Origin of the sequence: Bacillus cereus group sp. MYBK79-1 (assembly GCF_051915365.1) — a bacterium.
GTDB lineage: Bacteria > Bacillota > Bacilli > Bacillales > Bacillaceae_G > Bacillus_A.
In genome coordinates this window covers 28,013-54,265 of the sequence record NZ_JBQAEO010000013.1, presented here as the reverse complement: position 1 = coordinate 54,265, position 26,253 = coordinate 28,013, and the positions used below count along the sequence as shown (strand labels likewise).

Here is a 26,253-nt window from a genome sequence, read left to right as displayed (position 1 = left end):
AAAGGGAATGTTCCTTATAAAAGCGAATGTATACAACAGGACATACGGACAAAAGAATTAGGTGGTTGAAGAAATGAAAATTTTACTGATCATGGAAGAAGCAGAAGAGCGAAGAAGTTTAGCTGAAAAATTTACTGAAAATATAAGGAATGTAGAATGTTTTGAAGCAAACACAGGAACAGAATCATTATTTATCATGAAAAAGCATACACCGGATTTTGTTTTTTTAAATTCGAAATTACTAGATGGAACAGGTTTTGAATATGCAAGTTTATTACGTGAAGTAAATTGTTATACGAAATTTATTTTTATGGGAGAAGATATTGAAGAGTCCATTACGGCATTTCGTTTTCAAGCATTTTATTATTTACTACGCCCGTTTCGCGAAGAAGATTTGCAATTCCTTTTATATAGAATGAGTAAAGAGCAAAGCGAGAAAGCAAAGAGTTATTTACGAAAACTACCGATAGAAGGTCAAGAGGGGATTCGGTATATTTTCCCTGAAGATATTGTATATGTAAGCAAAAATAAGGAAAACAAAACGGTTTCCATTTATACAACAAATAATCAGTATATTTCAACATATACACTTCAGGAGCTGGAAAATAAGCTGAATGCATATGATTTTTTACGCGTGCATAAAAGCTATTTAATTAATATGTCATATGTACAAGAACTAAAACCTTATTATAATGGCACATATAATCTGTATTTAGATAAATATGATGAGCAACCGATTCCAGTTAGTCGTAATTATGTGAAACGACTTCGAAATAAAATTGAATTATAGTAGATAATGCGAAATTTTTAACATGATAAACTAAAAATCCTTCATGATAGGGAGGATTCAAATTAAATATTCAGAAAATTTAGTACAATCCCACTAAGAAATAGTATTGGGGGATTGTATGTGAAAACATTGAAGTCGATTTTACTTTGGGGAGTTATTGCAGCAGTAGGAGCAGGTGCTTTTGGTGTAATAGCTTTATCTCAAGGTGAAACTATTAATGCCGTGTGGCTCTTAGTAGCTGCCGTATGTGTGTATGCAGTTGCTTATCGCTTTTATAGTAGATTTATAGCGAGAAAGGTATTTGGTTTAGATAATAATCGGCAAACACCAGCCCATACATTAAACGATGGAAAAGATTATGTTCCGACAAATAAGTGGGTATTATTTGGCCACCATTTTGCAGCAATTGCTGGGGCAGGACCTTTAGTAGGACCGATTTTGGCGGCACAAATGGGATATTTACCAGGGACAATATGGATTATTGTTGGGGTAGTTGTCGCTGGAGCTGTGCAAGATTTTGTAATTTTATTTGCTTCGATGAGACGGAATGGTAAATCTTTAGGGGAAATGATTAAAGATGAGATCGGTCCTGTTACAGGATTTATTGCAATGATAGGTATTTTAGGCATTATGATTATTTTATTAGCAGTGTTAGCATTAGTAGTAGTAAAGGCGCTTGTTGGAAGTCCTTGGGGAATGTTTACAATAGCAGCGACGATTCCTATTGCTATTTTAATGGGAGTGTACATGCGCTACATTAGGCCTGGACGGATTGGGGAAGGGTCGGCAATCGGAATTATTCTACTTATACTGTCTCTTATTGGAGGACAGTATGTGGCGGAACATCCAACGCTTGCAAGCATGTTCACGTTTAGCGGTGAGACGATTGCTATTATGCTTATTGTATATGGATTTATCGCATCGGCATTACCAGTTTGGATGCTTTTAGCACCGCGTGATTACTTAAGCACATTTTTAAAAGTCGGAACAATTGTTGGATTAGCAATCGGTATTTTAATTGTAGCACCAGATTTACAAATGCCAGCAGTTTCAAAATTTATCGATGGAACTGGTCCAGTATTCTCCGGAAACTTATTCCCGTTCTTATTTATTACAATTGCTTGTGGTGCGGTGTCTGGATTCCATGCTCTCGTTTCATCAGGTACGACGCCGAAAATGATTGAACAAGAGGGACACGCACAGCCAATCGGTTATGGAGCAATGTTAATGGAGTCATTTGTAGCGGCGATGGCGATGATTGCAGCTTGTGTATTAACACCAGGAACTTATTTTGCCATTAATAGTCCCGCAGCACTTATCGGTACGGATGTCTCGCAAGCAGCTCAAGTTATTTCTTCATGGGGATTTGCTATTACACCAAATGAACTAAAAGATCTCGCTGTAAACGTTGGAGAGCAAACGATTTTATCACGTACAGGGGGTGCCCCAACGTTAGCGATTGGTATGGCATATATTTTCTCACAAGTAATAGGCGGAACGGCCATGATGGCCTTTTGGTATCATTTTGCAATCCTCTTTGAAGCACTATTCATTTTAACAACAATTGATGCTGGAACGCGTGTAGGCCGATTTATGATTCAAGATATTTTAGGGCATGTATATAAGCCATTTGGGAAAACGGATTCTACAGTAGCGAATGTGATAGCTACAACGTTATGTGTATTAGGATGGGGATATTTCTTATACCAAGGGGTAGTTGATCCGCTTGGTGGAATTAATACATTATGGCCACTTTTCGGCATCGCAAACCAAATGTTAGCAGGTATTGCATTATTACTTGGAACGACAATTTTGTTCAAAATGGGGAAAAAGGCATATGTTTGGGTGACACTTGTTCCAACTGTCGGATTGCTTATTGTAACGATGACGGCTGGTTATCAAAAGCTATTTCATGAAAATCCTAAAATCGGATTTTTATCGCATGCAAAGGTATTTCAGGGGGCATTAGATGAGGGGAAAGTGTTAGCACCAGCTAAAAATGTCGCTCAAATGAAACAAATTATTTTTAATGATTATATTGATGCAGCGCTTTGCGGAGTTTTTATGATCGTTGTAATTGCTGTATTAATTTCCGCAATTCGAATTTGGATTAAAGTATTAAGAAATAAGCCGATGCCGTTAAAAGAAGCACCATATATTTCTAGAGATGAAAGTGAGTCGAGGAACTATGCTTAGAAGACTACGGAAAGTATGGGGACAAAGGAAACACTTTATTAGTTTACTTGTTGGGGTACCAAGCTACGAAACATATGTAGAGCATATGAAAAAGCATCATCCAGAAGAAGAAGTTGTATGTCAAAAACAGTTTTTTGCAGAAGCGCAAGAAGCTAGGTTTAATGCAAAGGGTGGAAAGATATCACGGTGTTGTTAATGAAAAGGGCGAATTTTCGTCCTTTTTTATTTTTTTGCTGTTTCACGTGGAACAGCAAAAAATAAATAAAAGCTTTGGGAATTATAGGTATCTCGTATACAATAAAATATGGAAAGGGATAGATAGAAAAGTAGGGAGATTATTTTATGTTAAGGGACTTATTTGTAAACACAACAATTATTCTTTCCTTTATTTTTGTTGGAGGTCAGATTTTAAGAGATAAACCGTTAAAAGAAGGGTTCTCTTTTTGGCAGAAATGTATAGTAGGTATTCTTACTGGAATATTAAGTGTACTGTTGATGTATTTTGGTGTACATATTGAAAATATTATGTTGGATCTACGTTATTTAGCTGTTATTTTGGCAATTATAATCGGAGGTCCGATAGCTAGTAGTATAACAGTTACTATTATTTTAATTACCCGATTATTTTTAACCGAGTACTCTTTAGCCTCTGAATTGGCTTGTTATACTATTGTATTGATAGGCGTTGGAATTATTTTTATTTGGCGGATGAAAGCTTCTATATTTACAAGGTGGATCTGGTTTAATCTATATAGTTTATCTATTTTAGCGGTGCCACTTTCTATTTTATTTAAGGATACTTCTATAGTAGCATTATATTTAGTTTGTAGTGGTGTTGCAGCATATATCACATTTATAAGCGCAAATTATGTATTGCAATCCAATGAGTTATTTCAAACGATGAAGCAATACGCAACGATAGATGCATTGACGGGTTTAGGAAACGTAAGACAGTTTGATTTAGAGATGAATCGTCATCTTGGTAATAAGCGCATAAAAAATGATTCACTTTGTTTACTACTTATAGATATTGATCATTTTAAGTGTGTAAACGATACATATGGACATCCTGCAGGCGATGAAGTATTAAAAGAAATAGGACGTATTTTAAGAGAAGTTTCAACGTTTCCAGATTTGGCCTTTCGAAAGGGTGGAGAGGAGTTTGCACTTTTGATACCGAAGAAGGGACTAACTTACGGAATGAGTATGGGAGAACAAGTCCGTACAGTTGTTGAAAACCACCCATTCCAATTGTTAAATGGCAAAAAAATAAAAATTACAGTTTCAGTAGGCATTTCGGTGTATGAAGAATCACCAGAGCAATTTATTCAAGCTGCTGATGATGCATTATATTACTCCAAAAGAAATGGTAGAAATCAGGTTAGTTCTGCATCTTAAAGATAAGATGACCAGAAGAGCTTATAAAAACACCCACAGGAATTATAAACTCTGTGGGTGTTTTCTTTTATATGTTAGACAAGTTCTTTTGATGCAACAAATTTACGGTATGCACCATGATGAGTTGGGCCTACGTATTCGTTAATTTTGAATGAATAACGAATAGCCGCTGTGATAAATTCTTTAGCAGTTTTTACTGCTTCTTTCACAGATTTTCCTTTTGCAAGTTCTGCTGTAATTGCAGCAGAATATGTACAACCTGCGCCGTGCGTATTTGTCGTATCAATCTTTTCTGATTCTAGAAGATCAAATGTTTCTCCATCATATAGGACGTCGATTGCAGTTTCTGTACCAAGCTTGCTACCGCCTTTAATTAGGACGTATTTCGCACCTAAAGCGTGGATTTTCTTCGCTGCTTCTTTCATGTCCTCAAGAGAATTAATTTTCACGCCACTTAATTGGTAAGCTTCAAATAAGTTCGGTGTTACAACTAATGCTTTTGGAACAAGAACGTCACGTAAGCAATCATTTGTTTCAGGGTGTAATGCTTCATCTGCACCTTTACATACCATAACAGGATCGACTACTACATTTTTAAAATTATGCTTTTCGATTGTTTCTGCAACCATCTCAATAATTTCTACTGATCCAAGCATACCTGTTTTTAAAGCATCTACGCCAACACCTTCAATTGTTGTTTCTAATTGTGGTTTTAATGTAGAAGCCGGGATTGGGAATACGTTATGTGCCCAACCGTTATGTGGATCCATCGTTACGATTGTCGTAAGAGATGTCATTCCGTATACACCAAGTTCTTGGAATGTTTTTAAATCTGCTTGTATTCCAGCACCGCCACTTGTGTCTGAACCAGCGATAGTAAGTGCCTTATTTAATGTCATTATGAAAGCCCCCTCAAGTGATATAATGAAAACTATGTTTTCACCATTATATCAATGTTACGAATAAGTACAAAGTGAAAAGTAGATGATTTACTTTAGAGGCACTTTAAAATCTTGTGTGTAGGAGATTGAGTATGTTTCGAGATAATCGTACAAATGAATTAGTTATATTAAAAGAAATTGCAGAAACATTAAATACATCAAATGATACGTACCATGTACTGCAAGCAGTGCTAGAAAAATTACTTAGTGTAACAGGTTTAACGACAGGATGGATATTTCTTGCAGATGAAAATGGTAGATATACAAAGTTAATTGATTATCAATTACCAGAGGCACTTACATATGAAAAAAAACGCCCGATGTGTGAAGGGGAATGTTGGTGTTTACGTGGCTTTGTGGATGGAAAATTAGAGCGAGCAGTTAATATTATTGAATGTAAAAGAATTAATAATGCAATTGAATATAATTGGGGAGATACAGAAGGAATTCTTCATCATGCTACGGTTCCTTTAAAGGCTGGGGGAGAAAAATTTGGTTTGTTGAATGTGGCAAGCCCAGGTAAAACACATTTTTCAGAAGAGGAATTAGTATTGCTCCAATCAGTGGCCCTCCAAATTGGAACGGCTTTAAAGCGGGCAAAACTATATGAAAACGAAAAGCGAAGAGCACATTATTATGTGAAATTAGAACGTTTTATTCAAGCTTTAAGAACGATTCATCAATTTAATATATTGCCTGAAAAAGTTGTAAATCAATTAGGTGAAGTGTTTCAGTGGAACGAAGTAACATTCTTTATTCGAGAAGAGAAAGAATTATCATTGCGTGCATCTTATCGCCAAGAAGAATTGCAAGAGGATGTAAAAGAAGCAGCGGAAGAAGCGTTAGAAAAAGGTGAATCTATTTTATTAAAACGTCAAATCAGTCATACAACCCCCTCTAATAGGACGGTTATTGCTACACCAATACAGATTCAAAGTCACATATTTGGGGTTGTATGTGTTAGTTCAAATAATGGTGAATTTGATGTGAATACGATAGATGTGCTTCAAGCCATAACAAATCATATTTCTTTCGTGATAGAGAATTTAAGGCTAAATGAGCAGCGACGCGAACTTGTACGGATGGAAGAAAGAAATCGTTTAGCAAGGGATTTACATGACTCTGTCTCACAAAAGCTATTTTCGTTAACCTTTATGACAAAAGGTGCTGAGGCAGTTTTAAAAGGTCAAAATGAGAAAGTAGATCACTCGTTGCACGAGATGCGTGAATTAGCGCAAGGTGCTTTAAAGGAAATGAGGACGTTAATCTGGCAGCTCCGTCCAGCAGGATTAGAGAAAGGTTTATTACCAGCTTTAAAACAGTATGGTGAAAGTTTTGGATTGAAAGTTAGGGAACAAGTTACAGGTGTTCGCGATTTGCCACGTGTAGTAGAAGAAGCATTATGGCGTATTGGACAAGAAGCGTTAAACAATGTGAGTAAGCATGCAGGTGTAAAAGAAGCGACCATTTATTTTAAAGTGACTGAGAAAAATGTATCATTAGAAATAGTAGATCAAGGTAATGGATTTATAGAAAAGGATATAAAAGAGAAGAAATCACTTGGCATGACAACGATGCGTGAAAGAGTAGCGTTGATTGGTGGAACAATTAAAATTATAAGTGAAAACAAACGAACAAGTATACAAGTAAATGTACCATTATGATGTGAAAATGAGGGAAGTTTGTGAAAATAAAAGTATTGTTAGTTGATGATCATACAGTCGTTTTAAAAGGATTAGCATTTTTCTTAAGTACACAGGAAGATTTAGAGTTAGTTGGGGAAGCGAATAACGGGAAAGAGGCTTTAGTGAAAGTAGGAGAAGCAAATCCTGACGTTGTATTAATGGATTTATATATGCCTGAAATGGATGGCGTTGAGGCGACAGCTTGCATAAAAAAAGAATATCCAGATGTGAAAGTAATTGTATTAACGAGCTTTTCTGATCAAGCTCATGTGTTACCAGCATTAAAAGCGGGAGCCAGTGGGTATATTTTAAAGGATGTAGAACCAGATCAACTTGTTGAGGCGATCCGTAGTGCTTATAAAGGGAATATACAGCTACATCCGGATATAGCAAATGCGCTTCTTTCTCAAGCGTTACCGGTGGAAGAGAAAGAAGAGGAACACTTCATTCATGTAGATGTATTAACAGCAAGAGAAAATGAAGTGTTACAACTATTGGCAAAAGGGATGAGTAATAAAGAAGTTGCTTCGGTTTTAGTCATTACAGAAAAAACGGTTAAAGCGCATGTGAGTAGTATTTTAAGCAAATTAAACTTATCTGATCGTACGCAAGCAGCGTTATATGCAGTGAGAAATGGAATTGTATAAGACGAAAGTCGTAAGACCTAGTTCGCCTTTAGAAGGTGGACTTTTTTTATGGAAAAATACGTCTATATGAGGACGAAATTGTCTTGATATAAAGATAAAATATGTTTGTAAGCAACAAAACAACAATTACAAGGGATACCTTTTTTGAAAGTATATATGACAACGTAAGAGTGAGTTTTAGGAGGAAAATATAATGACAACAGTTTTATTCGTAAAAGCAAACAACCGCCCAGCAGAACAAGCAGTTAGTGTGAAATTATACGAGGCATTTTTAGCAAACTATAAAGAAGCGCACCCAAATGATACAGTGGTAGAACTTGATTTATATAAAGAAGAATTACCATATGTAGGCGTAGACATGATTAATGGTACATTCAAATCTGGTAAAGGATTTGATTTAACAGAAGAAGAAGCAAAAGCAGTAGCAGTAGCTGATAAGTATTTAAATCAATTCCTAGAAGCTGATAAAGTTGTTTTCGGTTTCCCATTATGGAATTTAACAATTCCAGCAGTACTACACACATATATTGATTATTTAAACCGTGCTGGTAAAACATTTAAATATACACCAGAAGGTCCAGTTGGCCTAATTGGAGATAAGAAAATTGCATTATTAAATGCACGTGGCGGCGTATATTCTGAAGGTCCAGCAGCTGGAGTAGAAATGGCTGTTAAATATGTAGCAAGCATGATGGGCTTTTTCGGTGCAACAAACATGGAAACAATCGTTATTGAAGGACATAACCAGTTCCCAGACAAAGCAGAAGAAATTATTGCAGCAGGTCTTGAAGAAGCAGCTAAAGTAGCAAGTAAATTTTAATTGAAATTATAATCGTCACTCAAAGAAACAGCATTAACGTCTATGTTAATGCTGTTTTTTATTAATTTGTAGTTTCGTTACGCTTAGGAAGTGGAAATGCATTACCAATAGCTGCTGCACCGAGCATTGGTAATAGTAAATTAAGCGGGAAAAACATAAGTAATAGTAATGTTATAGCTATTGGTTTTCTTAGCGCATAGCTCGAAATCGCTGTCGTAACAATGGCTACAGACGCGATTGGGTCTATAGGAAGAATGGAGGCTATCGCGTATCCGATACTTGACCCAGAAAATATAATGGGAAAAATATGTCCACCACGCCAACCTGTATTTAAACAAACGGCAGTAATGCATAATTTTAAAATTCCTGAAAGAAGTAATATCCAAAAAGATAAATGACTCCATTCAACGACTAAATCTTTTAATTGATGTTCCCCTGAAAATAATGTGTATGGGAGAAAAGTTCCCGCAATCCCTAATAAAACCCCACCTATAATTCCGAGTGTTAGTTTGTATTCACGGAAAGGATGGATAATTTTCTCTAATGTAAATTCTACTTTGAAATATAGGAAACCAACGATAGCACCGATGCAAGCAAGTGGAAGAAAGGCAATCCATTCATTGATTGAAAGAGATCCTTCCCCAAAATCAACAATAAAGGACCCACGATTATCGAGTTTACTAAGCAATAAATAAACGGAAAATCCAGCAAAAGTAGTAGTTACATATACAATTGCTTTTTTTCCTTTAGAAAACCCGGCAATTTCTTCTTCCTCATTTTCAGTTGGAGCTAAGTAACCGAATAATGGAGCGTTAAAAATGACACTTAAAGTAGCTCCAATTCCAACTTCTGTTAGTTCACTCATTCCCTTTAAAGCGAATTTAAAGCGATCCCCTACCCATGTACAAAGTCCGCCGATAATCCCGACAAGTGCGGCCTCTGGACCTAGGCTAGCTCCAAATATTAAAACAATAAGCGCAGTTAAAGTAGCCTGATGTACAAAACGGTATTCAATTCTACCAGTTTTTTTATATTCACCCATTACTTCTGGCATAAGACGTGGATATGTACCGAAGTATTTTTGTGATAAACCAACAAAAATACCGCCGATTATTGTTACACAAAGAGTGTAATAAGGGGGAGAAGAGAAAACGTTAGGTAAGTATCCCCAAATAAAGTGGATTCCGATATTGATCGTAACTAAAAATAACCAAACCGTAGCCCCTACTATAGAGCCTAAAAGAATGCCATATAGAGCGAGTATATAGTGCATGTCCTTTTTATCTGTCATGTTATACCTCCGTTATGTAAGTTGTAATAGAGAAAGGGTTACACATGCTAGTGTGAAATGAATGGAATATAATATAGTATCTTTGTGTGAGGTTGGCTTATTCAACATATATATTGGGATTTCATTAGGGTTTGGGGCTTATAAATTAAACCACTTATTTAATTCTATATATTGATTGGGATTTTTTAAAGGTCTTTTTTGAATAAATATGGAATATACTTCTTTTGTTGCTTTATATAGAACTGCTGACATTTATTTTAGAACATTCAGAAAAACGGATTGACATTAGGAAATTATTGCTATAAAATCAACGGTAATTGCATAGTCTTATCAAGAAAAGGTGGAGGGACAGGCCCGACGAAACCTTGGCAACAGCCGTATAACGGAATTGTGCCAAATCCTGCAGGTAATAAACCCTGAGAGATAAGAAAGAGCCTTTAGAGCGTGTTTTCAAACTGCTCCTTTCTTGTTTTCAGGAAAGGAGCAGTTTTTTTATCCCGCTTTAATGGGCAGTAAGACCCCCACCTCAAAATTCAGCGAAAGCAAAGAAATTAGGTGGGGGATCAACTGCCCATAAAAGTCCGATTGGTTCAACTAATAATCAGTGGGGGATGAAGAAAACCCCCACTGATTAAAGTTTCACTTTATTTTGTATAAAAGAAAGGAGAATGAGAGATGGGAGAATCATGGGGAAAAGGAACAATTTGTGTGCAAGGTGGTTATACACCAAAGAATGGTGAACCGCGTGTTTTGCCACTTTATCAAAGTACAACGTATAAATACGATACTTCGGATGATTTAGCAGCGCTATTTAATTTAGAGGCAGAAGGATATATATATACGCGTATTGGAAATCCTACTTTAGCTGCATTTGAGCAAAAGTTAGCGGATTTAGAAGGTGGTGTAGGAGCTGTTGCAACGGCTTCTGGGCAGGCTGCTATTATGCTTGCCGTTTTAAATATTTGTAGTAGCGGAGACCACTTGCTTTGTTCTTCCACAGTTTACGGTGGGACGTTTAATTTATTTGGAGTGAGTTTGCGTAAGCTTGGTATCGATGTTACGTTCTTTAATCCGAATTTAACTGCTGATGAAATTGTGGCCCTTGCTAATGATAAGACGAAACTCGTTTATGCAGAATCGCTAGGAAATCCAGCGATGAACGTTTTAAATTTCAAAGAGTTTTCAGATGCAGCGAAAGAGCTAGAAGTACCTTTTGTCGTGGATAATACATTAGCAACTCCTTATTTATGCCAAGCATTTGAACACGGAGCAAATATTATCGTTCATTCTACGACGAAATATATTGATGGTCATGCAAGCTCTTTGGGCGGCATTGTTATTGACGGAGGGAACTTCGATTGGACAAATGGGAAATATCCTGAACTTGTTGAACCGGATCCAAGTTATCACGGCGTAAGTTACGTTCAAAATTTTGGTGCAGCAGCTTATATTGTGAAGGCACGTGTTCAATTATTAAGAGACTACGGAAACTGTATGAGCCCATTCAATGCATATATTAGCAATATCGGCTTAGAAACACTGCATTTACGAATGGAGCGTCATAGTGAAAATGCTCTCGCAGTTGCTAAGTGGCTTGCTAACCATGAACGTATTGAATGGGTGAATTATCCGGGATTAGATAGTAATGAAAATTATTCGTTAGCACAAAAGTATTTGAAAAAAGGTGCTAGTGGAGTTTTAACATTCGGCATTAAGGGAGGATTAGAAGCAGCGAAAGAATTTATCGCAAATGTAAAACTAGCAACCCTCGTAACGCATGTAGCTGATGCACGAACTTGCGTTATACATCCTGCTAGCACAACGCATAGACAATTAAGTGCTGAAGACCAGCATTTAGCTGGCGTTACATCAGATTTAATTCGTTTATCGGTTGGTATAGAAGATGTTTCTGATATTATTGCAGATTTAGAAGCAGCGTTAGTCGGAGGCAAACAACATGCCGATCATAATTGATAAAGATTTACCAGCTCGCAAAGTGTTGCAGGAGGAAAATATCTTTGTAATGACGAAGGAGCGAGCAGAAACACAGGATATCCGTGCATTGAAAATTGCTATATTAAATTTAATGCCTACGAAGCAAGAAACAGAAGCGCAGTTACTTCGTTTAATTGGCAACACCCCGTTGCAATTAGATGTTCATTTACTTCATATGGAATCACATTTGTCTCGTAATGTAGCACAGGAACATTTAACGAGCTTCTATAAAACATTCCGTGATATTGAGAATGAGAAATTTGATGGACTTATTATTACAGGAGCACCAGTTGAAACTCTTTCTTTTGAAGAGGTAGATTATTGGGAAGAGCTTAAACGTATTATGGATTATTCAAAAACGAATGTAACATCTACGCTTCATATTTGCTGGGGGGCACAGGCTGGTTTGTATCATCATTATGGCGTTCCAAAGTATCCTCTTAAGGAAAAAATGTTCGGTATATTTGAACATGAAGTCCGTGAGCAACATGTGAAATTGTTACAAGGATTTGATGAATTGTTTTTCGCCCCGCATTCTCGTCATACAGAAGTACGAGAGATTGATATTAGAGAGGTGACAGAGTTAACATTATTAGCAAACTCTGAGGAAGCCGGTGTTCATCTTGTTATTGGGCAAGAAGGAAGACAAGTGTTTGCGCTCGGTCATAGTGAATATAGTTGTGATACGTTAAAGCAAGAATACGAACGAGATCGTGACAAAGGGTTAAATATTGATGTGCCGAAAAATTACTTTAAGCATAATAATCCAAATGAGAAACCGCTTGTAAGGTGGAGGAGCCATGGGAATCTATTATTCTCTAATTGGCTGAATTATTACGTGTATCAAGAAACCCCTTATGTATTATAAAAGAAGATTGTGTCACACGTGGCAACGTTTTCTTTGTAGTGATTACCTTATAATTTTTCCGAATGTTCAAAAAACATTGTTTTTCAGATTTTTTACTCATATAATTTCATCTAAACACAATTTTTGAGGGGTGGACAGTATTATGAAAGAAATTCAAGTTGGCTTATTAGGTCTTGGGACAGTTGGTAGCGGTGTAGTTCGTATCATTACAGATCATCAAGAGCGACTTATACACCAAGTAGGTTGTCCTGTAAAAGTAACGAAAGTACTCGTACAAAATGTTGAAAAAGAGAGAGAGGTAGAGGTACCTTCTACTCTATTAACACAAAATGCAAATGAAATTTTAGATAATCTAAATATTGACGTTGTCATCGAAGTAATGGGTGGCATTGATGATGCAAAAGCATATATTTTGCAAGCTTTACAAAGCGGGAAGCATGTTGTGACTGCCAATAAAGATTTAATGGCGTTACATGGGGCGGAACTGTTAGCGGTAGCAAAAGATAATAAAGCCGATCTGTTTTATGAAGCAAGTGTAGCCGGAGGGATTCCGATTTTACGAAGTATCGTAGAAGGACTTTCTTCAGACCTTATTACGAAAGTAATGGGAATTGTAAATGGAACGACAAATTTTATTTTGACGAAAATGTCAGATGAAGGGAGAGCATATAACGACGTGTTAAAAGAAGCCCAACAACTTGGATTTGCAGAAGCAGATCCAACATCAGATGTAGAAGGTTTAGATGCAGCAAGAAAAATGACGATTTTGGCTACTCTTGGTTTCTCTACAAATGTAGAGCTTGGAGATGTGAAGGTAAAAGGAATTACTTCTATTACAGAAGAAGATATTGAATACAGTAAGAGTTTAGGATACACGATTAAATTAATCGGTCTTGCGAAGCGAGATGGTGAAAAATTAGAGGTTACAGTTGAACCGACACTACTTCCGAATACACATCCTCTTGCGGCCGTACAAAACGAATATAACGCTGTATATGTGTATGGGGAAGCAGTTGGAGAAACGATGTTTTATGGACCAGGTGCAGGAAGTTTACCGACAGCAACAGCTGTTGTTTCAGATTTAGTAGCTGTCATGCAAAATATTAGATTAGGTGTAAACGGAAATAGTGCAGTATCCCCGCAGTATAAAAAGGTATTAAAAGAGCCAGAAGAAATTGTTGTGAAGAAATTTTTAAGACTTCATGTAAAAGATGAAATTGGTGTATTTGCAAAAATTACTTCGTTATTCTCTGAGCGTGGTGTTAGCTTTGAAAAGATTATTCAAATGCCGCTTGAAGAGAAAGGGAAGGCTGAAATTGTAATTGTAACGCATCGTGCGTCTCTTGCTGATTACGAGTACATTCTACATACATTGCAATCGTATGAAGAAATAGATTGTTTGAAAGCAAACTATCGAATTGAAGGAGATGCTAAGTAGTATCTCTTATCATAAAGCAGAAAGAGCCAATTAAGCAGCTTGCTTAATTGGCTCTTTTCTATTTAAAATCTTCGTGCCAACTTGAATAAATGCTTGGATAATCCAGCCTGTTGTAAAGGATAAAATGATTGTTCCAAAATAGATAGGTCCATCTAATAGGAAGCTTAATGTTAAAAATAAAAACGCTAACGAAATTTCTGTTCTTCTAAATGTCCATTTCTTTTTCTCAGCAACGGTTAAAACGAAAGCTTCTTGAGGTGCTGCGCAAAGGTTTGTAGAGACGTAAAGACCAATCCCAGCTCCAACGAATAGATTTCCGCAAATAAGTGTTATATATTTTGGAAGAGAGCGGATAGCGTCCATAATAGTTGGAATGGAACCGATCCAATCAACAAAAAGAGAAATAAGAACCATCGTTACAATTGTACCGATCGTAATTTGTTTTTTATTCCAAAAGAGTACGATAAGAGTAAAAGCAAAGTTAATCATGAAAATCCAAAAACCGATACTTATCCCGAAATTTTGATATAGTGCAATAAAGAAGGAATCATAAGGGCTAAGTCCAAAGGAAGTAATTGTCGTCATCATATTAATACCGATGGCGAGAGTGAGTAGACCGCCAATGAAAAATATATATTCTAATTTGAATCGAAGCATAGTTGTATATCCTTTCAAAATGTATTTGCTAGGAAAGGATATATTGTGGAAAGCTTACCAGGTCAAGGGAGAATTTTTGCAGAGAAGGGGAAAATGAGATGACAAATATAAGAAAGATTGCTGAACTTGCTGGGGTATCTGTTTCAACTGTTTCACGTGTACTGAATAATCATCCATATGTGAATGAACAGAAACGAAAAGAAATTTTAGCAATTATCGAAGAATTAAATTATACGCAAAATGTAAATGCAATTCATTTAGTGAAAGGAAAAACGAATGTCATTGGCGTGTTATTACCGCACGTAAATGATCAATATTATAGTGCTATTATCGAGGGAATATCAAAGGAAACAGCAAAGAATAATTATAATATGATGCTTTGTCAGACGAATTATGGTGAGGAAAGAGAACTTGAAATTTTGAATATGTTAAAAATGAAAAAGCTTGATGGGGTTATTATATGTTCGCGGGCAAATAGTAAGGAAAAGCTTGAAGAATATACGAAATTTGGTCCAATTGTTATGTGTGAAGAAATAGACTCGAATTCCATTTCGAGTGTGCATATTGATTACTATAAAGTCTTTTCGCGCGGGATGAAGAGCTTAATAGATGCCGGTCATACAAGTATTGGATATTGCATTGGAAGAAGTAATAGCATTAATAGTCAGAGAAGAAAACAAGCATATGAGGATTCACTTCAACAAATTGCTGTAACACCGATAGAGGACTGGAAGTTTAAAGGCTGTTTTACGGTAGAAGATGGGCGTAATGTAATCAGGGAATGGGCCTGTATGTCAGTGAAACCAACTGCGTTTCTTGTATCTTGCAACCATATTGCAGCGGGAATGGTAACGGAAGCAAAAAAACAAGGAATTCGTATTCCGGAAGATATTACAATTATCGGTTGTGATGATCAAGATGTGGCAGATATTTTAGGCATTACGACGATTTCATATTGTAGTAAAAATGTTGGTGTGAAGGCATTTGAATTATTATATGAAAAGATTAATGATGAGCAAATAGATGTAAAGCACGTAGAGTTACTGCCAGAATTAGTACATAGAGAAACAACATAATAGATAAGGTGTGAAAATCGCTTTTCAAAATGGCGTTTGGTATAATTATGGACAATCTATGAGGGCTAAAAGGGGTTTTGATATGAGATCAAAAGTAGTAAAAATAATTCTGCTCATTACAATTGCATCTTTCTGTTTATTTGCATATGGCTTTGTTTCAGGTGTAAATGATGTATTAAATCCAAAAGCTTCAAGTTTAATTAAAAAGACCGATGTAGTGGCAAAAGAGAAAAAGAAAACGGGAACGTTACAAATCGTTAGTTTAGGTGATTCATTAACACGCGGTGTAGGTGATAAAGAAGGAATTGGCTATATTGGACGAATGAAAGAAGATTTGCAAAAAGATTATAAGCAAAAGGTTGCTTTAACGAACTTAGCTGTTAGTGGTGCAAAAATGCCAGATTTATTAAAACAAATGGAGAGTAGTGGCGCTCAATATTCAATTAAGCAAGCAGATGTAATCGTTTTAACAATTGGAGGGAATGATTTATTTCCAGGTTGGGAATCGCTTGGAAAGATAGATTTAGAAACATACCGTCCTGATACAGAAACATTCCAGAATGAAGCGAAGAAAATTATAGAAGAAATTCGTAAGGTAAATACAGATAGCCCTATTTTTTGGCTAGGTTTATATAATCCTTTTGAAGATGTAGAAGATTTGAAAGGGTCTTCAAACATTGTTGTAGATTGGAATGCATCTTTAGAAAAATTAGCGGTAAATGATAAAAACGTGTATATTACACCGACATTTGATTTATTCCAAAACCGCGGGAAAGATTTATTATACTCCGATCATTTCCATCCGAATGAAGTAGGGTATACATATATGGCGGATCGATTAGTTCAAAATGTTGCGAGTAAATTAAAACTAGAACAAGGAGGGGTAAAATGACGACGATACTTTCCGTACGAGACGTGAAGAAGGTAATTGGAAAGAAGACAATTGTAGAGAATATTTCTTTTGATGTAAAACAAGGAGAAGTGTTTGGCTTCTTAGGACCGAATGGCGCCGGAAAAACGACTACCATTCGAATGTTAGTTGGATTGATTAAAGAAACAGAAGGTACGATTTCTATCGGCGGTTATTCTATTAAGGAAAATTTCAGAGAAGCGATGCGTCAAATTGGGAGTATCGTTGAAAACCCAGAACTGTATACATATTTAACGGGATGGGAAAATTTAAAACAATTTGCCCGTATGTTAGGTGGTATATCAGATGAGCGTATTATTGAAATTGCTCAAATGGTTCATTTGGATGAAAGAATTCACGATAAGGTAAAAACATACTCACTCGGTATGAAACAGCGTCTTGGCATTGCGCAAGCGCTTCTTGGAAATCCAAAATTGCTCATATTAGATGAGCCAACAAACGGTTTAGACCCAGCTGGAATTAGAGAGCTTAGGGAATTTATACATAAGCTTGTGAAAGAAGAAAATATGAGTGTGTTTATTTCAAGTCACTTGCTAAGCGAAGTACAAATGATATGCGATCGTGTGGCGATTATTCATAAAGGCAAAATGATAACAGTTGCCAAAATTGAAGAGTTAATTAAAACAGCAAGTGATCGCGTGGAATGGATTGTTACGCCGATTGGTAAGGCAAAAGCTATGCTAGAAGATGCTGAGGAAGTAAGAGAAGTGAGTATAGAAGGTGAGCGATTACTATGCCGCATGGACATTGCATCTATAAGTAGTTGGAATAAACACTTTGTAGAAAATGGGATAGATGTGCATAGTGTTAAGGAGCTTGTATTTACGCTAGAAGATTTATTTATTGAACTCACAAGGGGTGAGCAACATGCGTGAATTTGCGAATCTAGTTTTAAATGAATCGGAAAAAATTTATCGTAAGAAACGTATTTTTGTTGTTATGCTTATTTTAGCAATCTTGATCCCGCTTTTTGTGTATGCGCAGTATCGTGAAATAGAAACGACACAAAAAAGACTAGGTACAACGGATTGGAAAGTTTCGCTGCAACAACAAATTGTTGATTCTCAAAACCGCTTGAACAACTCTAGATTACCAGAAGAATGGCGCGATTGGTTAAAGGTAAGAGTGGAGCAACAACAGTATTATTTAGATCATGATATTAATCCAATGGCACCGGGCGCACCAACTTTTGTAAGGGCGTTTATTGAGCAAGGAATTACATTGTTTATTCCACTTCTTGTAATGATTGTCGCTATTGATATTGTTTCAGGAGAACGAAGTGATGGAACGATGAAGATGTTACTTACGCGACCGATTCGGCGCTGGAAAATACTCCTTAGTAAGTACGTGACGATGTTATTTTTCATTTCACTCATACTGCTCCTTGTCGGTGTGTTTGCTTACATATTATCCGGGCTTGTGTTTGGATATTCAGGATGGAATCTGCCTGTGTTAACAGGATTCGTCATTGATAAGGAAACGTTAAATACGAATTTTGTACATCTTATTCCGCAGTGGCAATACGTATTAATGGCGTATGGACTAGCTTGGTTTGTTGCTATCGTTGTCGGCACTATATCATTTATGGTTTCTGTTTTAATTCGAAATACACCAGCTGGTATGGGCGTTATGTTAGCCGCGTTAATCGCAGGTGGCATTTTAAGCTCATTTGCAACGTCTTGGGAAGGTGCGAAATATATTTTTAGTGTGAATTTATCATTAACAGATTATCTATCAGGAAAATTACCTGCATTACAAGGGTTATCGATGGGGTTTTCTTTAATGAATTTAACTGTTTGGGCAGTTGTGTCCCTGATTATTTCGTTTGTAGTATTTACAAAGCAGGATATGGTGAATTAATTGGACGGGAAGTGAGAGCATGAAAAATGTTTTGAAAAATGATTGGGGGCCATTATTGGCACCAGAATTTGAGAAAGAATATTATCACAAGCTGGCTGATTTTTTGAAAGAAGAGTACAGTACACATGTTGTTTATCCAAAGGTAGAAGATATTTTTAGCGCTCTAGCGTATACAAGTTATGAAAATACAAAGGTCGTTATTTTAGGCCAAGATCCATATCATGGACCGAATCAAGCACATGGTTTAAGCTTTTCGGTACAACCTGGTATTAAAACGCCACCGTCATTGCTAAATATGTATAAAGAACTTCGAGATGAATATGGTTATGAAATCCCGAATAACGGTTATTTAGTAAAGTGGGCAGAGCAAGGAGTTTTATTATTAAATACTGTATTAACAGTTCGACGAGGTGAAGCAAATTCTCACAAAGGAAAAGGATGGGAGCATTTCACAGATCGTGTAATTGAGCTATTAAATGAACGTGAAAAACCGGTTATTTTCATATTGTGGGGACGTCATGCACAGGCTAAGAAAAAGTTAATTACGAATACGAAGCATCATATTATCGAATCTGTACATCCAAGTCCACTATCAGCAAGACGTGGTTTCTTTGGGAGTAAGCCATACTCTAAAGTAAATACGATATTAGCTAATATGGGCGAAAGAGAAATTGATTGGGAAATTCCAAATTTGTAAAGTGAAACTCTAATCAGTGGGGGTTTTGTTCAGCCCTCACTGATTATTAGCCTTCACCAATCGGGCGTTTATGGGCAGTTAAACTCGCACCTAGCTCCTTTGCCCTAGACGAATTTTGAGGTGGGAGTTTTACTGCCCGTTAATGCGGGGTAAATAAAAAAGGTAGTTAACAGTCGTTAACTACCTTTTTGTTATTATTGTTGTTCGTTCTTTAATTTTGCATCTAGTACAAACGTACCGAATGGGATAATTGATGAAACAAATGCCCCAAGTGCCCATGCAATAGATTTGCGGTGTACGATTGTTACTTGAATTACCGCAAAGATAAATAGAATAAATAAAACACCATGAGCCATACCTGTAATTTTAACGGCTGTTGCAAATCCTGCGAAATATTTTAATGGCATTGCTACAAATAATAGTAACAGGAAAGAAATCCCCTCAATTAAGCCGATTGCTCTTAATCGTCCGATTGGTGTAGATAACATGAAGTAACCTCCTTTAATGTATGCTTGTATATAGTAAATTTGTATTCTTTTTCAAAATAAAATAGTCTATTTTGTTTCATTATATACAAAAAGAAAGTTTACACTACGAGAATAGTGCAAAGTTCAAAATATAGTCACAAAAGCATGGTAATTTAAATAAAAACCTATTTGAAGTATTTGACTTCAAATAGGTTTTGTGAATGAAAATATTAAACAAGTACTTCGTTTTTTAGCACAAATTTCTCTACGACTTTTGCAACGCCATCGTTCATATTTGTATCTGTTACGTAGTTGGCAATTTCTTTAATATCATCTGGTGCATTGCCCATTGCAACACCAAGACCAGCAAATTCAATCATCGCTTGGTCATTATAGCTATCGCCCATTGCGATAACTTCTTCACGCTTAATGCCAAGTTTTTGAATCAGTTTGTTTAAGCTCGTTCCTTTTGTAACACCGGCTTCAGTAAATTCTAAGAAGAATGGCTTAGAACGCATAACGCTTAATTGGCCTTCTAGCTGTTTTTGTAGTTTCTTTTCTACTACAACAAGGCGTTCAGCTTCTTTGTTCATTAATACTTTTACTACAGGCTCTTTAACAGCAGCTTTAAAGTCATCTACTACAACAATTGGCATACCAGTAATATCGCCCTCAATTTCAGTATAAGGATTATTTTCTTCTGTTACGATATCATCGCCAATATAAGTATGAATCCATACATCTTCAGTTTTACTAATTTCAAATAGGTTGTGAACGATTTCAGGAGATAGCGTACTACTAAAGATTTCTTCATTTGTTTTACAGTTAATAATTTTTGCGCCATTAAAAGATAGAATGAAACTGCCGTATTCTTCTAAACGAAGTTCTTTCGCTACATTGCGCATACCAAACGTTGGACGTCCAGAAGCAAGTACAACTTTTACACCTTGCTCTTGTGCAGTCATTAGAGCCTCTTTCGTACGAGGTGAAATCGTATGGTCGTCACGTAATAAAGTATCATCTAAATCTAAAACAATCATTTTATAAGTCATATTGAAAATTCCTCTCTTTGTTGAAATAGAAATAAAGTTTTATGAAGATATTGGGGAATATATAGTAAGACATCGAACTTCTTTATCCCACATTAACGGGCAGTAAGACCCCAAACTCAAAATTCAGCGAAAGCAAAGAAGTTAGGTGGGGGTCGGGCTGCCCGTAAAAGTCCGATTGGTGAAGGCTAATAATCAGTGGGGGATGAACAAAACTCCCACTGATTAAAGTTTCACTTTATGTGAAATTAGGAGAAGTTCTATATTGTTAGTATAAATTACCATGAGCATGTTGCCCATGATAATTTATAACGCTAACGCCCGATTAGCTTTCACTTTATCATTATCGTAACAACTCTAAAGATAGAGTGCAATAATGGAAGTTTTCCAATTTACGATGGTTGTTTTTCTGTAGAACGAGAAAATAGTATCTCGAGCAAAATTGCCATTACAGATCCAAGAACGAGACCGTTACTTAAGAATGATGCTAGAAATGGTGGGAGCGTAGAAAATGCCCCTGCTGGAACAAACATAACCCCGACACCTGTAAAGATTGAAAGACCCGCTACTTTAAATAATCGTTCTTTATTCTGTACTGTTTCGTATTCGCGAAAGGCAAGACCAATCATGCTTGCAAATACAGGGTAAATGGCAGCATATCCGACTGCGACAGGTATCGCCGCGAAGAATGAAGTAATCTTTGGGAATATACTAACGAAAATAATAAAGCTTGACCCTAGCATAAATGGGAGTCGTTTATAAATATTAGTCGTTGCAATAAATCCTGCTGATCCAGAAATCGCGACAGGTCCAATAGCTGAAAAAAGGCCGCCTAGCAATTGATTTATTCCTGTTATAATGCCGGCTTGTTTGAAACGATCTGGTGCTGCACTCTTTTCATACTTAGAGACAATCCTTTGCACAACGCGAATACTTGCTAACATATTTGTTAGAAGTAATAGTGTAACGAAAACTACCGTAATTGCCATGTTCCATTCAATACGAGGCATTCCGAAAACAAATAGAGACGGAAAACGAATTATATCTGTCACAGGCGTTACTGGATTAGATAATCCGAAGCATGCGAATAATATCCAGCCACAGACGATACTGAAAAGAACGGAATATTGCCCAATAATAGGTAGCTTCATGATGAAAAAGGATAGTAAAATAACAATGAGTGAAAGAATAAATACGTCAGCTTGTACCTCTGTATGTTGTCCGTCAAGGCCGAACATTCCTTTTAAGAAGGACCCGCTAAGTTGCGCGACAAGAAGAAATAAATATGTTCCAATGACTGTCGGTGTGAAATAGCGAACTAGTTTATCGATGAGTCCAAAAACACTAAGAATAATACAAATGATTCCGCTTAATAGGAAAGCGTATTGAAGGACTTTAAGTGTTTCATTGCTGGATCCAAATAATACGACACCTAAACTTGCATAAAGGGAGAAAATGCCCCACCAAAGGCCTGCAGGACCTTCTTGAATAGGAAGTTTATGTCCAAATATAGCTTGCAGTAGGCCAGCAAAGCCAAGAACAAATAATGTTCTTTGTACGAATGCAATAGCTTCAGCACCATCGAGGCCATAACTAGTTGCGACGCTAATTGGTACAATAAGGCTCCCAGCTAAAATAAATAGCGCCCATTGTAAGGCGGAAAGAAATGTTTTCATTATATCAACCTCTTTCATAGATTCCGTACCTAGTATATATGTATTTCATTTCCACTGGCAAAGATTGTAGATAAAGAAAAGAGCTGAAACACGATATGAATGCACGTAAGCAATTATGGATAGCAGTTATATGTATGACCTTTGTTGTAATTCTAGGAACGTTAGGATTTATGACGAAGGTATTGCGAATCCGCTAACAGTTCATTATATTGATACAGTATTGTATGGTGTGGAGCAGTCATTTGTAATCGAAGAAATTGCAGTCGGCGAGGGCTCTATTTTAGCTAGTAAATCGTTACTAGAGAGTGATGTGAGAAATCAATTTGATGTAACAATTTTAGTGATTTTGAGAAATGGGAATGTTATACATAATCCAACGGGGCAGGAAAAACTACAAGAACATGATATGATAATAGTATTTGGTTCAGTAGAGAAGCTGGGACAATTTGAGAAAGAACTACAAAGTAAGGGGTGAAAAGGAATGCAAATATCGAGTGATAAAATTTTAAATAAAATGGCAAATGAAATTGCAAAGGCAAAAAGCAGCGAAGGGCAAAAATCAAAAGAGCATGTATTAGTTGTGCGTGCTTTATGTGATTTACTATTAGATGAGCAGGTTGAATTTTCTGCGTATAAAGAGCCGCAAATTCAATCACAAATAATTGGATCACAGCCTATAACAACAGTTCAACCAGTTATGCCAGTTTCTGGTGAACCTGTGTATATAAAAGAAGAAGGTGCAAATGGTAATTCATTATTTGATTTTTAAGGATTAAATCGTTTGGCTTATATGAAAAAATTGCTTATGATAAAGGTAAAAAAGGGGAATTAAGATGAAAATTTTCTTTTTACTAGGTTGTATTGTGGCAGGACTAGCTGTTGTGTTAGGGGCTTTCGGAGCACACGGTTTAGAAAATAAAGTTTCTGCAAAAATGTTAGAAGTTTGGAAAACGGGTGTTACATATCAAATGTTTCATGCAGGTGGACTATTCGTAGTTGCTTTATTGATGGATAAGATTCAATCATCACTTTTAACTACCGCTGGCTGGCTTATGGTAGCTGGAATTATTATGTTTTCAGGTAGTTTGTATGCATTAAGTACGACAGGTATTAAGTTCTTTGGCCCCATTACGCCTCTTGGTGGTGTAGCATTTATCGTAGCATGGATCTTAGTCGGAACTGCAGTTGTAAAAGGATTATAAAAAAACAAAAGCTGGCATATGCCAGCTTTTTTATGGTCTTGGAGCATAAGTTGCTTGTTGACTAGGTAAATACGTAATTTCTTCAGGGAATTCTACATAATCTAAGTAAATCATTAGTAGTAAATAACGTTTTCCTGATTGGGGTTCACTAATAACGATATGGTCACGTCCAGCCGCCTCAATAATACCTGTATATGATTGTGTACCGAGCGAACTGCCACGCTCATAAGTCATTACAACCGTAGCTTGCTTACCCTTGTTTAAACGAAGGATATTTTCAATATAGGATTGTTCTAGAGGTAACATACCCTGAGAAATTGCATATTGAGCTTGTGCAGCTTGAGCTGCTTGTTGTTGCATCGCTTGCTGTTGTTGCTGTTGTTGCTGTTGCGTCATTTGTTGCGGTTGTACGTAAGTTCCAGATGGTTGATAGAAACCTGTTCCGTAATATGGGTTTTGTTGCTGTGCCATTCAAAAATCCCTCCTCAGTATCAATCCTTAATATACGCCAGGACAATCCTCGCCAGATGGCTGGAAGAAGCAGTGCTTTTTGAAGCGACCAGAGTTTTGTTGATTATACCAAGTTGGCGGACAAGGGCCTTCTGGTCTAAAAAACCATAAGGAAAAGTTGGCTGGCCAAAAACGTTGTCCTTGAATCGTTCGTCTTGCTAATGCGATATCTTGCTCCCTTGCACGTTGATAAAAATATCCTTTTTGAGTTGCCTCAAAACCGCCAGGGTTTTGATACACCATTTGACGTAAATTACGTATTTTTCTAAAATCTAAACAATTTCCGCGGACACGATTTACCCCAACGTTTCCAACCATTAACATTCCTTGCTGCCCTTCTCCCTCAGCTTCAGCACGCATCAGTCTAGCTAATAACTTTACATCTTCTTCGTTATAAGCAATAACACCCATTATGTGTCACCTCTCTTTTTGGAATACCGTGTGGAAAGAGGTTTATCTCTAGATGAAGTGTGTAACAATTACTAGTTCATACGTATGAGAAAAAGGACCCAGATATGACAACCAAACGAAGTTTTACATGTAGAGAGGAAAATAAAAAAGCTAGCGTGAGCTAGCTTTTCATCATTAAAATATTTTAGACCATAAGTTTGAGAAGAAATCTCCAATAGAGCGCATCGTTAATACGAACCAATTTGCTTTTTCAACTTCTTCTGTCGTTTTTGCAGTAACTTTCATACTTTTACTACCGTCTAAGAAACCATATTTATCAGTTGATTCTAAAGTAATTGAGCCTACTTTGGCATCTTTCTTAATAGGAGCAACTAAATGTCCATCTTCAGCGAGAGATTTATCTACTTCAGTGCCAATTTTATAAGGATCCTTGCTACCTTTTTTCGCAATTACTGTTATTTCTTTTTCTGGTGTAACAGTGACTTGATCTTCTTTCCCTTTTACTACAGAGATTGTATTGTTTTTATCAACCTTTAGCTTTTGTTTTTCGAAGTTATTAAATCCGTATTCAATTAATTCGCGAGATTCAGTGAAACGCTCGTCCATTGATTTTGTTTTTATAATTACTGAAATAAGACGTAAGTCGCCACGTTTAGCAGTAATAGTGAATCCGTATCCAGCAGTATCAGAACTACCAGTTTTTAAACCATCTGTTCCTTCATAAGAGAAAGCCGCACCTGGCAACATCCAGTTCCAGTTTTCCATACGAATTGGTTTCGGATGGTTATCTGGGAAGTTTCTAAATCTTTGTTTTGTATCCTCTAGCATTTCTGGATACTTTGTAATCATTGCTTTTGAAAGCATACCCATATCACGAGCTGACATAGAATTTTCTCCATTCGGATCAGTTCCTTCAGGATGTTTTCCTTTTAAGTCAGCGTTATTTAACCCAGTAGCGTTTACAAATTTATATTTCTTTAATCCTAGTTTTTTTGCATGTTCATTTGCCATACTTAAGAAGTTTTTCTCACTTCCTGCAAGAAGTTCTGCTAAGGCAATACTAGATCCGTTTGCAGAGAAGATAACGATAGAATGATAAAGTTCTCTTACAGTATATTGACGTCCCTTTTCGAATGGAACGTTAGAGAATTCATTATTACGTGAAACTTCATAAGCGTAATCAGAAATGTTTACCTTTGTATCCCAAGTGATTTTTCCTTCTTTAATTGCTTCTAACACAGCATAAATAACAATTAATTTTGACATACTAGCGATAGCTAGTAATTCATCTGGATTTTGTTCATGCAGTATCTTTCCTGTATCTGCATCAAATAGAAGCGCAGCAGCTGCCTCAATGTGTATTTTTTCTTCCGTATGGGATGTTGTTACTCCTAAGGAAGAAATTGACAATAAAAGTACTAGTAAAATAGATAAGATTTTCTTCATATAGATTATCACCTTCGCATCGTTATTAGCATGTAGCTCGTACCATTTTAGCATAAATTTGGATATAGAAAGGTTACAATTTTGTAAGGAATTCGAAAGTAATTTGTCGATTCTTGTTCAAATTTGCAGAGAAAAGAAGTTTTTTGAGGAGAAATATAGAGGGGAATAAAAAAAGGAACGAATTTCGTTCCTTTTTCACGAT

At 36.4% G+C, this 26,253-nt stretch carries 26 protein-coding genes, 1 pseudogene and 1 riboswitch; of the genes and pseudogenes, 18 read left to right on the top strand and 9 right to left on the bottom strand.

Translation table 11 applies throughout. The features are described from left to right. Window positions 1–73: 73 nt before the first annotated feature. The 4 genes from ACTFOB_RS19365 (at window position 74) to ACTFOB_RS19350 (ending at window position 4,384) form a co-directional block, all read left to right on the top strand. The gene (locus tag ACTFOB_RS19365; protein ID WP_440027460.1) at window positions 74–790 is read left to right on the top strand and encodes a LytR/AlgR family response regulator transcription factor; all 717 of its coding nucleotides are present in this window, start codon (window positions 74–76) and stop codon (window positions 788–790) included. Between the two features lie 120 nt (window positions 791–910). Then, the gene (cstA, locus tag ACTFOB_RS19360) at window positions 911–2,986 is read left to right on the top strand and encodes a carbon starvation protein CstA (RefSeq protein ID WP_440027462.1); all 2,076 of its coding nucleotides are present in this window, start codon (window positions 911–913) and stop codon (window positions 2,984–2,986) included. After that, the gene (locus tag ACTFOB_RS19355) at window positions 2,979–3,182 is read left to right on the top strand and encodes a YbdD/YjiX family protein (protein WP_426831586.1); all 204 of its coding nucleotides are present in this window, start codon (window positions 2,979–2,981) and stop codon (window positions 3,180–3,182) included. The genes cstA and ACTFOB_RS19355 overlap by 8 nt, the downstream gene beginning before the upstream one ends. Window positions 3,183–3,328: 146 nt before the next feature. After that, complete coding sequence (locus ACTFOB_RS19350; protein ID WP_440027464.1) at window positions 3,329–4,384, top strand: GGDEF domain-containing protein; 1,056 nt, start codon at window positions 3,329–3,331, stop codon at window positions 4,382–4,384. A gap of 74 nt (window positions 4,385–4,458) precedes the next feature. Here ACTFOB_RS19350 and pdxK read toward each other — a convergent pair whose 3' ends face one another. Next, the gene (gene pdxK, locus ACTFOB_RS19345; protein WP_063223948.1) at window positions 4,459–5,283 is read right to left on the bottom strand and encodes a pyridoxine/pyridoxal/pyridoxamine kinase; all 825 of its coding nucleotides are present in this window, start codon (window positions 5,281–5,283) and stop codon (window positions 4,459–4,461) included. 134 nt (window positions 5,284–5,417) lie between these two features. On the opposite strand from pdxK, the gene ACTFOB_RS19340 reads away from it, so the two are divergent. The 3 genes from ACTFOB_RS19340 to ACTFOB_RS19330 all read left to right on the top strand — a co-directional run bounded on the left by ACTFOB_RS19340 (window position 5,418) and on the right by ACTFOB_RS19330 (window position 8,477). Then, window positions 5,418–6,989 (top strand): sensor histidine kinase, encoded by a 1,572-nt coding sequence (locus tag ACTFOB_RS19340; protein ID WP_440027466.1) that lies wholly within the window; start codon window positions 5,418–5,420, stop codon window positions 6,987–6,989. A 20-nt stretch (window positions 6,990–7,009) separates the two neighbouring features. Beyond that, window positions 7,010–7,657 carry a response regulator gene (locus tag ACTFOB_RS19335; RefSeq protein WP_185913336.1) on the top strand — a complete coding sequence of 216 codons (648 nt, stop codon included), beginning with the start codon at window positions 7,010–7,012 and terminating at the stop codon, window positions 7,655–7,657. A 193-nt stretch (window positions 7,658–7,850) separates the two neighbouring features. Then, window positions 7,851–8,477 (top strand): FMN-dependent NADH-azoreductase, encoded by a 627-nt coding sequence (locus tag ACTFOB_RS19330; protein WP_071710839.1) that lies wholly within the window; start codon window positions 7,851–7,853, stop codon window positions 8,475–8,477. A gap of 61 nt (window positions 8,478–8,538) precedes the next feature. On the opposite strand, the gene ACTFOB_RS19325 is transcribed toward ACTFOB_RS19330, so the two are convergent. After that, the gene (locus tag ACTFOB_RS19325) at window positions 8,539–9,768 is read right to left on the bottom strand and encodes a chloride channel protein (RefSeq protein WP_440027469.1); all 1,230 of its coding nucleotides are present in this window, start codon (window positions 9,766–9,768) and stop codon (window positions 8,539–8,541) included. Window positions 9,769–10,092: 324 nt separating this feature from the next. Further along, window positions 10,093–10,198: riboswitch (SAM riboswitch) on the top strand. 245 nt (window positions 10,199–10,443) lie between these two features. Here ACTFOB_RS19325 and ACTFOB_RS19320 point away from each other — a divergent pair. The 3 genes from ACTFOB_RS19320 (at window position 10,444) to ACTFOB_RS19310 (ending at window position 14,069) form a co-directional block, all read left to right on the top strand. Next, window positions 10,444–11,742, top strand: coding sequence for a bifunctional O-acetylhomoserine aminocarboxypropyltransferase/cysteine synthase (locus tag ACTFOB_RS19320; protein WP_440027471.1), 1,299 nt, complete (start codon window positions 10,444–10,446; stop codon window positions 11,740–11,742). Then, entirely contained in the window at window positions 11,726–12,631 is a 906-nt protein-coding gene (gene metA / locus ACTFOB_RS19315; protein WP_440027472.1) for a homoserine O-acetyltransferase MetA, read from the top strand. Before ACTFOB_RS19320 ends, metA begins: the two co-directional genes overlap by 17 nt. Before the next feature lie 142 nt (window positions 12,632–12,773). After that, window positions 12,774–14,069 (top strand): homoserine dehydrogenase, encoded by a 1,296-nt coding sequence (locus ACTFOB_RS19310; RefSeq protein ID WP_440027474.1) that lies wholly within the window; start codon window positions 12,774–12,776, stop codon window positions 14,067–14,069. 30 nt (window positions 14,070–14,099) lie between these two features. Here the strand turns inward: ACTFOB_RS19310 and ACTFOB_RS19305 are convergent, their stop codons facing one another. Beyond that, the gene (locus ACTFOB_RS19305) at window positions 14,100–14,726 is read right to left on the bottom strand and encodes a YczE/YyaS/YitT family protein (protein ID WP_151630132.1); all 627 of its coding nucleotides are present in this window, start codon (window positions 14,724–14,726) and stop codon (window positions 14,100–14,102) included. Window positions 14,727–14,824: 98 nt separating this feature from the next. On the opposite strand from ACTFOB_RS19305, the gene ACTFOB_RS19300 reads away from it, so the two are divergent. From ACTFOB_RS19300 to ACTFOB_RS19280, 5 genes are read left to right on the top strand one after another with little or no spacing between them, the layout of a single operon-like run. Continuing rightward, window positions 14,825–15,802 (top strand): LacI family DNA-binding transcriptional regulator, encoded by a 978-nt coding sequence (locus ACTFOB_RS19300; protein WP_440027477.1) that lies wholly within the window; start codon window positions 14,825–14,827, stop codon window positions 15,800–15,802. A 10-nt stretch (window positions 15,803–15,812) separates the two neighbouring features. Continuing rightward, window positions 15,813–16,694 carry an SGNH/GDSL hydrolase family protein gene (locus tag ACTFOB_RS19295; protein WP_440027478.1) on the top strand — a complete coding sequence of 294 codons (882 nt, stop codon included), beginning with the start codon at window positions 15,813–15,815 and terminating at the stop codon, window positions 16,692–16,694. After that, window positions 16,691–17,608 (top strand): ABC transporter ATP-binding protein, encoded by a 918-nt coding sequence (locus tag ACTFOB_RS19290; protein ID WP_440027479.1) that lies wholly within the window; start codon window positions 16,691–16,693, stop codon window positions 17,606–17,608. The genes ACTFOB_RS19295 and ACTFOB_RS19290 overlap by 4 nt, the downstream gene beginning before the upstream one ends. Then, on the top strand, window positions 17,601–18,593 hold the full coding sequence (locus ACTFOB_RS19285; RefSeq protein WP_087959130.1) for an ABC transporter permease subunit: 993 nt from the start codon (window positions 17,601–17,603) through the stop codon (window positions 18,591–18,593). The genes ACTFOB_RS19290 and ACTFOB_RS19285 overlap by 8 nt, the downstream gene beginning before the upstream one ends. 19 nt (window positions 18,594–18,612) lie before the next feature. Continuing rightward, entirely contained in the window at window positions 18,613–19,290 is a 678-nt protein-coding gene (locus tag ACTFOB_RS19280; RefSeq protein WP_440027482.1) for a uracil-DNA glycosylase, read from the top strand. 194 nt (window positions 19,291–19,484) lie between these two features. On the opposite strand, the gene ACTFOB_RS19275 is transcribed toward ACTFOB_RS19280, so the two are convergent. The 3 genes from ACTFOB_RS19275 to ACTFOB_RS19265 all read right to left on the bottom strand — a co-directional run bounded on the left by ACTFOB_RS19275 (window position 19,485) and on the right by ACTFOB_RS19265 (window position 22,482). Continuing rightward, entirely contained in the window at window positions 19,485–19,778 is a 294-nt protein-coding gene (locus ACTFOB_RS19275; protein WP_061680068.1) for a DUF3817 domain-containing protein, read from the bottom strand. Between the two features lie 209 nt (window positions 19,779–19,987). After that, window positions 19,988–20,809 (bottom strand): Cof-type HAD-IIB family hydrolase, encoded by an 822-nt coding sequence (locus ACTFOB_RS19270; RefSeq protein ID WP_440027484.1) that lies wholly within the window; start codon window positions 20,807–20,809, stop codon window positions 19,988–19,990. A gap of 389 nt (window positions 20,810–21,198) precedes the next feature. Further along, complete coding sequence (locus ACTFOB_RS19265) at window positions 21,199–22,482, bottom strand: purine/pyrimidine permease (protein WP_440027487.1); 1,284 nt, start codon at window positions 22,480–22,482, stop codon at window positions 21,199–21,201. A 175-nt stretch (window positions 22,483–22,657) separates the two neighbouring features. Here ACTFOB_RS19265 and ACTFOB_RS19260 point away from each other — a divergent pair. The 3 genes and pseudogenes from ACTFOB_RS19260 to ACTFOB_RS19250 all read left to right on the top strand — a co-directional run. Next, window positions 22,658–22,957: pseudogene (locus ACTFOB_RS19260) on the top strand (cation:proton antiporter regulatory subunit); the annotation flags it as partial. 6 nt (window positions 22,958–22,963) lie between these two features. Further along, complete coding sequence (locus ACTFOB_RS19255; protein ID WP_440027489.1) at window positions 22,964–23,251, top strand: YwdI family protein; 288 nt, start codon at window positions 22,964–22,966, stop codon at window positions 23,249–23,251. A 64-nt stretch (window positions 23,252–23,315) separates the two neighbouring features. Beyond that, on the top strand, window positions 23,316–23,684 hold the full coding sequence (locus ACTFOB_RS19250; RefSeq protein WP_440027491.1) for a DUF423 domain-containing protein: 369 nt from the start codon (window positions 23,316–23,318) through the stop codon (window positions 23,682–23,684). A 30-nt stretch (window positions 23,685–23,714) separates the two neighbouring features. Here the strand turns inward: ACTFOB_RS19250 and gerQ are convergent, their stop codons facing one another. The 3 genes from gerQ to ACTFOB_RS19235 all read right to left on the bottom strand — a co-directional run bounded on the left by gerQ (window position 23,715) and on the right by ACTFOB_RS19235 (window position 26,051). Next, entirely contained in the window at window positions 23,715–24,155 is a 441-nt protein-coding gene (gene gerQ / locus ACTFOB_RS19245; protein WP_128975357.1) for a spore coat protein GerQ, read from the bottom strand. Window positions 24,156–24,182: 27 nt separating this feature from the next. Continuing rightward, window positions 24,183–24,605 carry a cell wall hydrolase CwlJ gene (cwlJ, locus tag ACTFOB_RS19240; protein ID WP_440027494.1) on the bottom strand — a complete coding sequence of 141 codons (423 nt, stop codon included), beginning with the start codon at window positions 24,603–24,605 and terminating at the stop codon, window positions 24,183–24,185. A gap of 174 nt (window positions 24,606–24,779) precedes the next feature. Then, the gene (locus ACTFOB_RS19235; RefSeq protein WP_440027495.1) at window positions 24,780–26,051 is read right to left on the bottom strand and encodes a serine hydrolase; all 1,272 of its coding nucleotides are present in this window, start codon (window positions 26,049–26,051) and stop codon (window positions 24,780–24,782) included. Between the last annotated feature and the right edge of the window lie 202 nt (window positions 26,052–26,253).

What these genes read in the sequence shown, in the direction of transcription:
- ACTFOB_RS19280 (WP_440027482.1), top strand. Translation starts at nt 18,613, where the DNA reads ATGAAAAATGTTTTGAAAAATGATTGGGGGCCATTATTGGCACCAGAA.
- gerQ (WP_128975357.1), bottom strand. Translation starts at nt 24,155, where the DNA reads ATGGCACAGCAACAAAACCCATATTACGGAACAGGTTTCTATCAACCA.
- ACTFOB_RS19350 (WP_440027464.1), top strand. Translation starts at nt 3,329, where the DNA reads ATGTTAAGGGACTTATTTGTAAACACAACAATTATTCTTTCCTTTATT.
- ACTFOB_RS19340 (WP_440027466.1), top strand. Translation starts at nt 5,418, where the DNA reads ATGTTTCGAGATAATCGTACAAATGAATTAGTTATATTAAAAGAAATT.
- ACTFOB_RS19290 (WP_440027479.1), top strand. Translation starts at nt 16,691, where the DNA reads ATGACGACGATACTTTCCGTACGAGACGTGAAGAAGGTAATTGGAAAG.
- ACTFOB_RS19285 (WP_087959130.1), top strand. Translation starts at nt 17,601, where the DNA reads ATGCGTGAATTTGCGAATCTAGTTTTAAATGAATCGGAAAAAATTTAT.
- pdxK (WP_063223948.1), bottom strand. Translation starts at nt 5,283, where the DNA reads ATGACATTAAATAAGGCACTTACTATCGCTGGTTCAGACACAAGTGGC.
- ACTFOB_RS19255 (WP_440027489.1), top strand. Translation starts at nt 22,964, where the DNA reads ATGCAAATATCGAGTGATAAAATTTTAAATAAAATGGCAAATGAAATT.
- metA (WP_440027472.1), top strand. Translation starts at nt 11,726, where the DNA reads ATGCCGATCATAATTGATAAAGATTTACCAGCTCGCAAAGTGTTGCAG.
- ACTFOB_RS19250 (WP_440027491.1), top strand. Translation starts at nt 23,316, where the DNA reads ATGAAAATTTTCTTTTTACTAGGTTGTATTGTGGCAGGACTAGCTGTT.
- ACTFOB_RS19325 (WP_440027469.1), bottom strand. Translation starts at nt 9,768, where the DNA reads ATGACAGATAAAAAGGACATGCACTATATACTCGCTCTATATGGCATT.
- ACTFOB_RS19235 (WP_440027495.1), bottom strand. Translation starts at nt 26,051, where the DNA reads ATGAAGAAAATCTTATCTATTTTACTAGTACTTTTATTGTCAATTTCT.
- ACTFOB_RS19310 (WP_440027474.1), top strand. Translation starts at nt 12,774, where the DNA reads ATGAAAGAAATTCAAGTTGGCTTATTAGGTCTTGGGACAGTTGGTAGC.
- cwlJ (WP_440027494.1), bottom strand. Translation starts at nt 24,605, where the DNA reads ATGGGTGTTATTGCTTATAACGAAGAAGATGTAAAGTTATTAGCTAGA.
- ACTFOB_RS19305 (WP_151630132.1), bottom strand. Translation starts at nt 14,726, where the DNA reads ATGCTTCGATTCAAATTAGAATATATATTTTTCATTGGCGGTCTACTC.
- ACTFOB_RS19300 (WP_440027477.1), top strand. Translation starts at nt 14,825, where the DNA reads ATGACAAATATAAGAAAGATTGCTGAACTTGCTGGGGTATCTGTTTCA.
- ACTFOB_RS19355 (WP_426831586.1), top strand. Translation starts at nt 2,979, where the DNA reads ATGCTTAGAAGACTACGGAAAGTATGGGGACAAAGGAAACACTTTATT.
- ACTFOB_RS19275 (WP_061680068.1), bottom strand. Translation starts at nt 19,778, where the DNA reads ATGTTATCTACACCAATCGGACGATTAAGAGCAATCGGCTTAATTGAG.
- ACTFOB_RS19320 (WP_440027471.1), top strand. Translation starts at nt 10,444, where the DNA reads ATGGGAGAATCATGGGGAAAAGGAACAATTTGTGTGCAAGGTGGTTAT.
- ACTFOB_RS19330 (WP_071710839.1), top strand. Translation starts at nt 7,851, where the DNA reads ATGACAACAGTTTTATTCGTAAAAGCAAACAACCGCCCAGCAGAACAA.
- ACTFOB_RS19270 (WP_440027484.1), bottom strand. Translation starts at nt 20,809, where the DNA reads ATGACTTATAAAATGATTGTTTTAGATTTAGATGATACTTTATTACGT.
- ACTFOB_RS19365 (WP_440027460.1), top strand. Translation starts at nt 74, where the DNA reads ATGAAAATTTTACTGATCATGGAAGAAGCAGAAGAGCGAAGAAGTTTA.
- ACTFOB_RS19265 (WP_440027487.1), bottom strand. Translation starts at nt 22,482, where the DNA reads ATGAAAACATTTCTTTCCGCCTTACAATGGGCGCTATTTATTTTAGCT.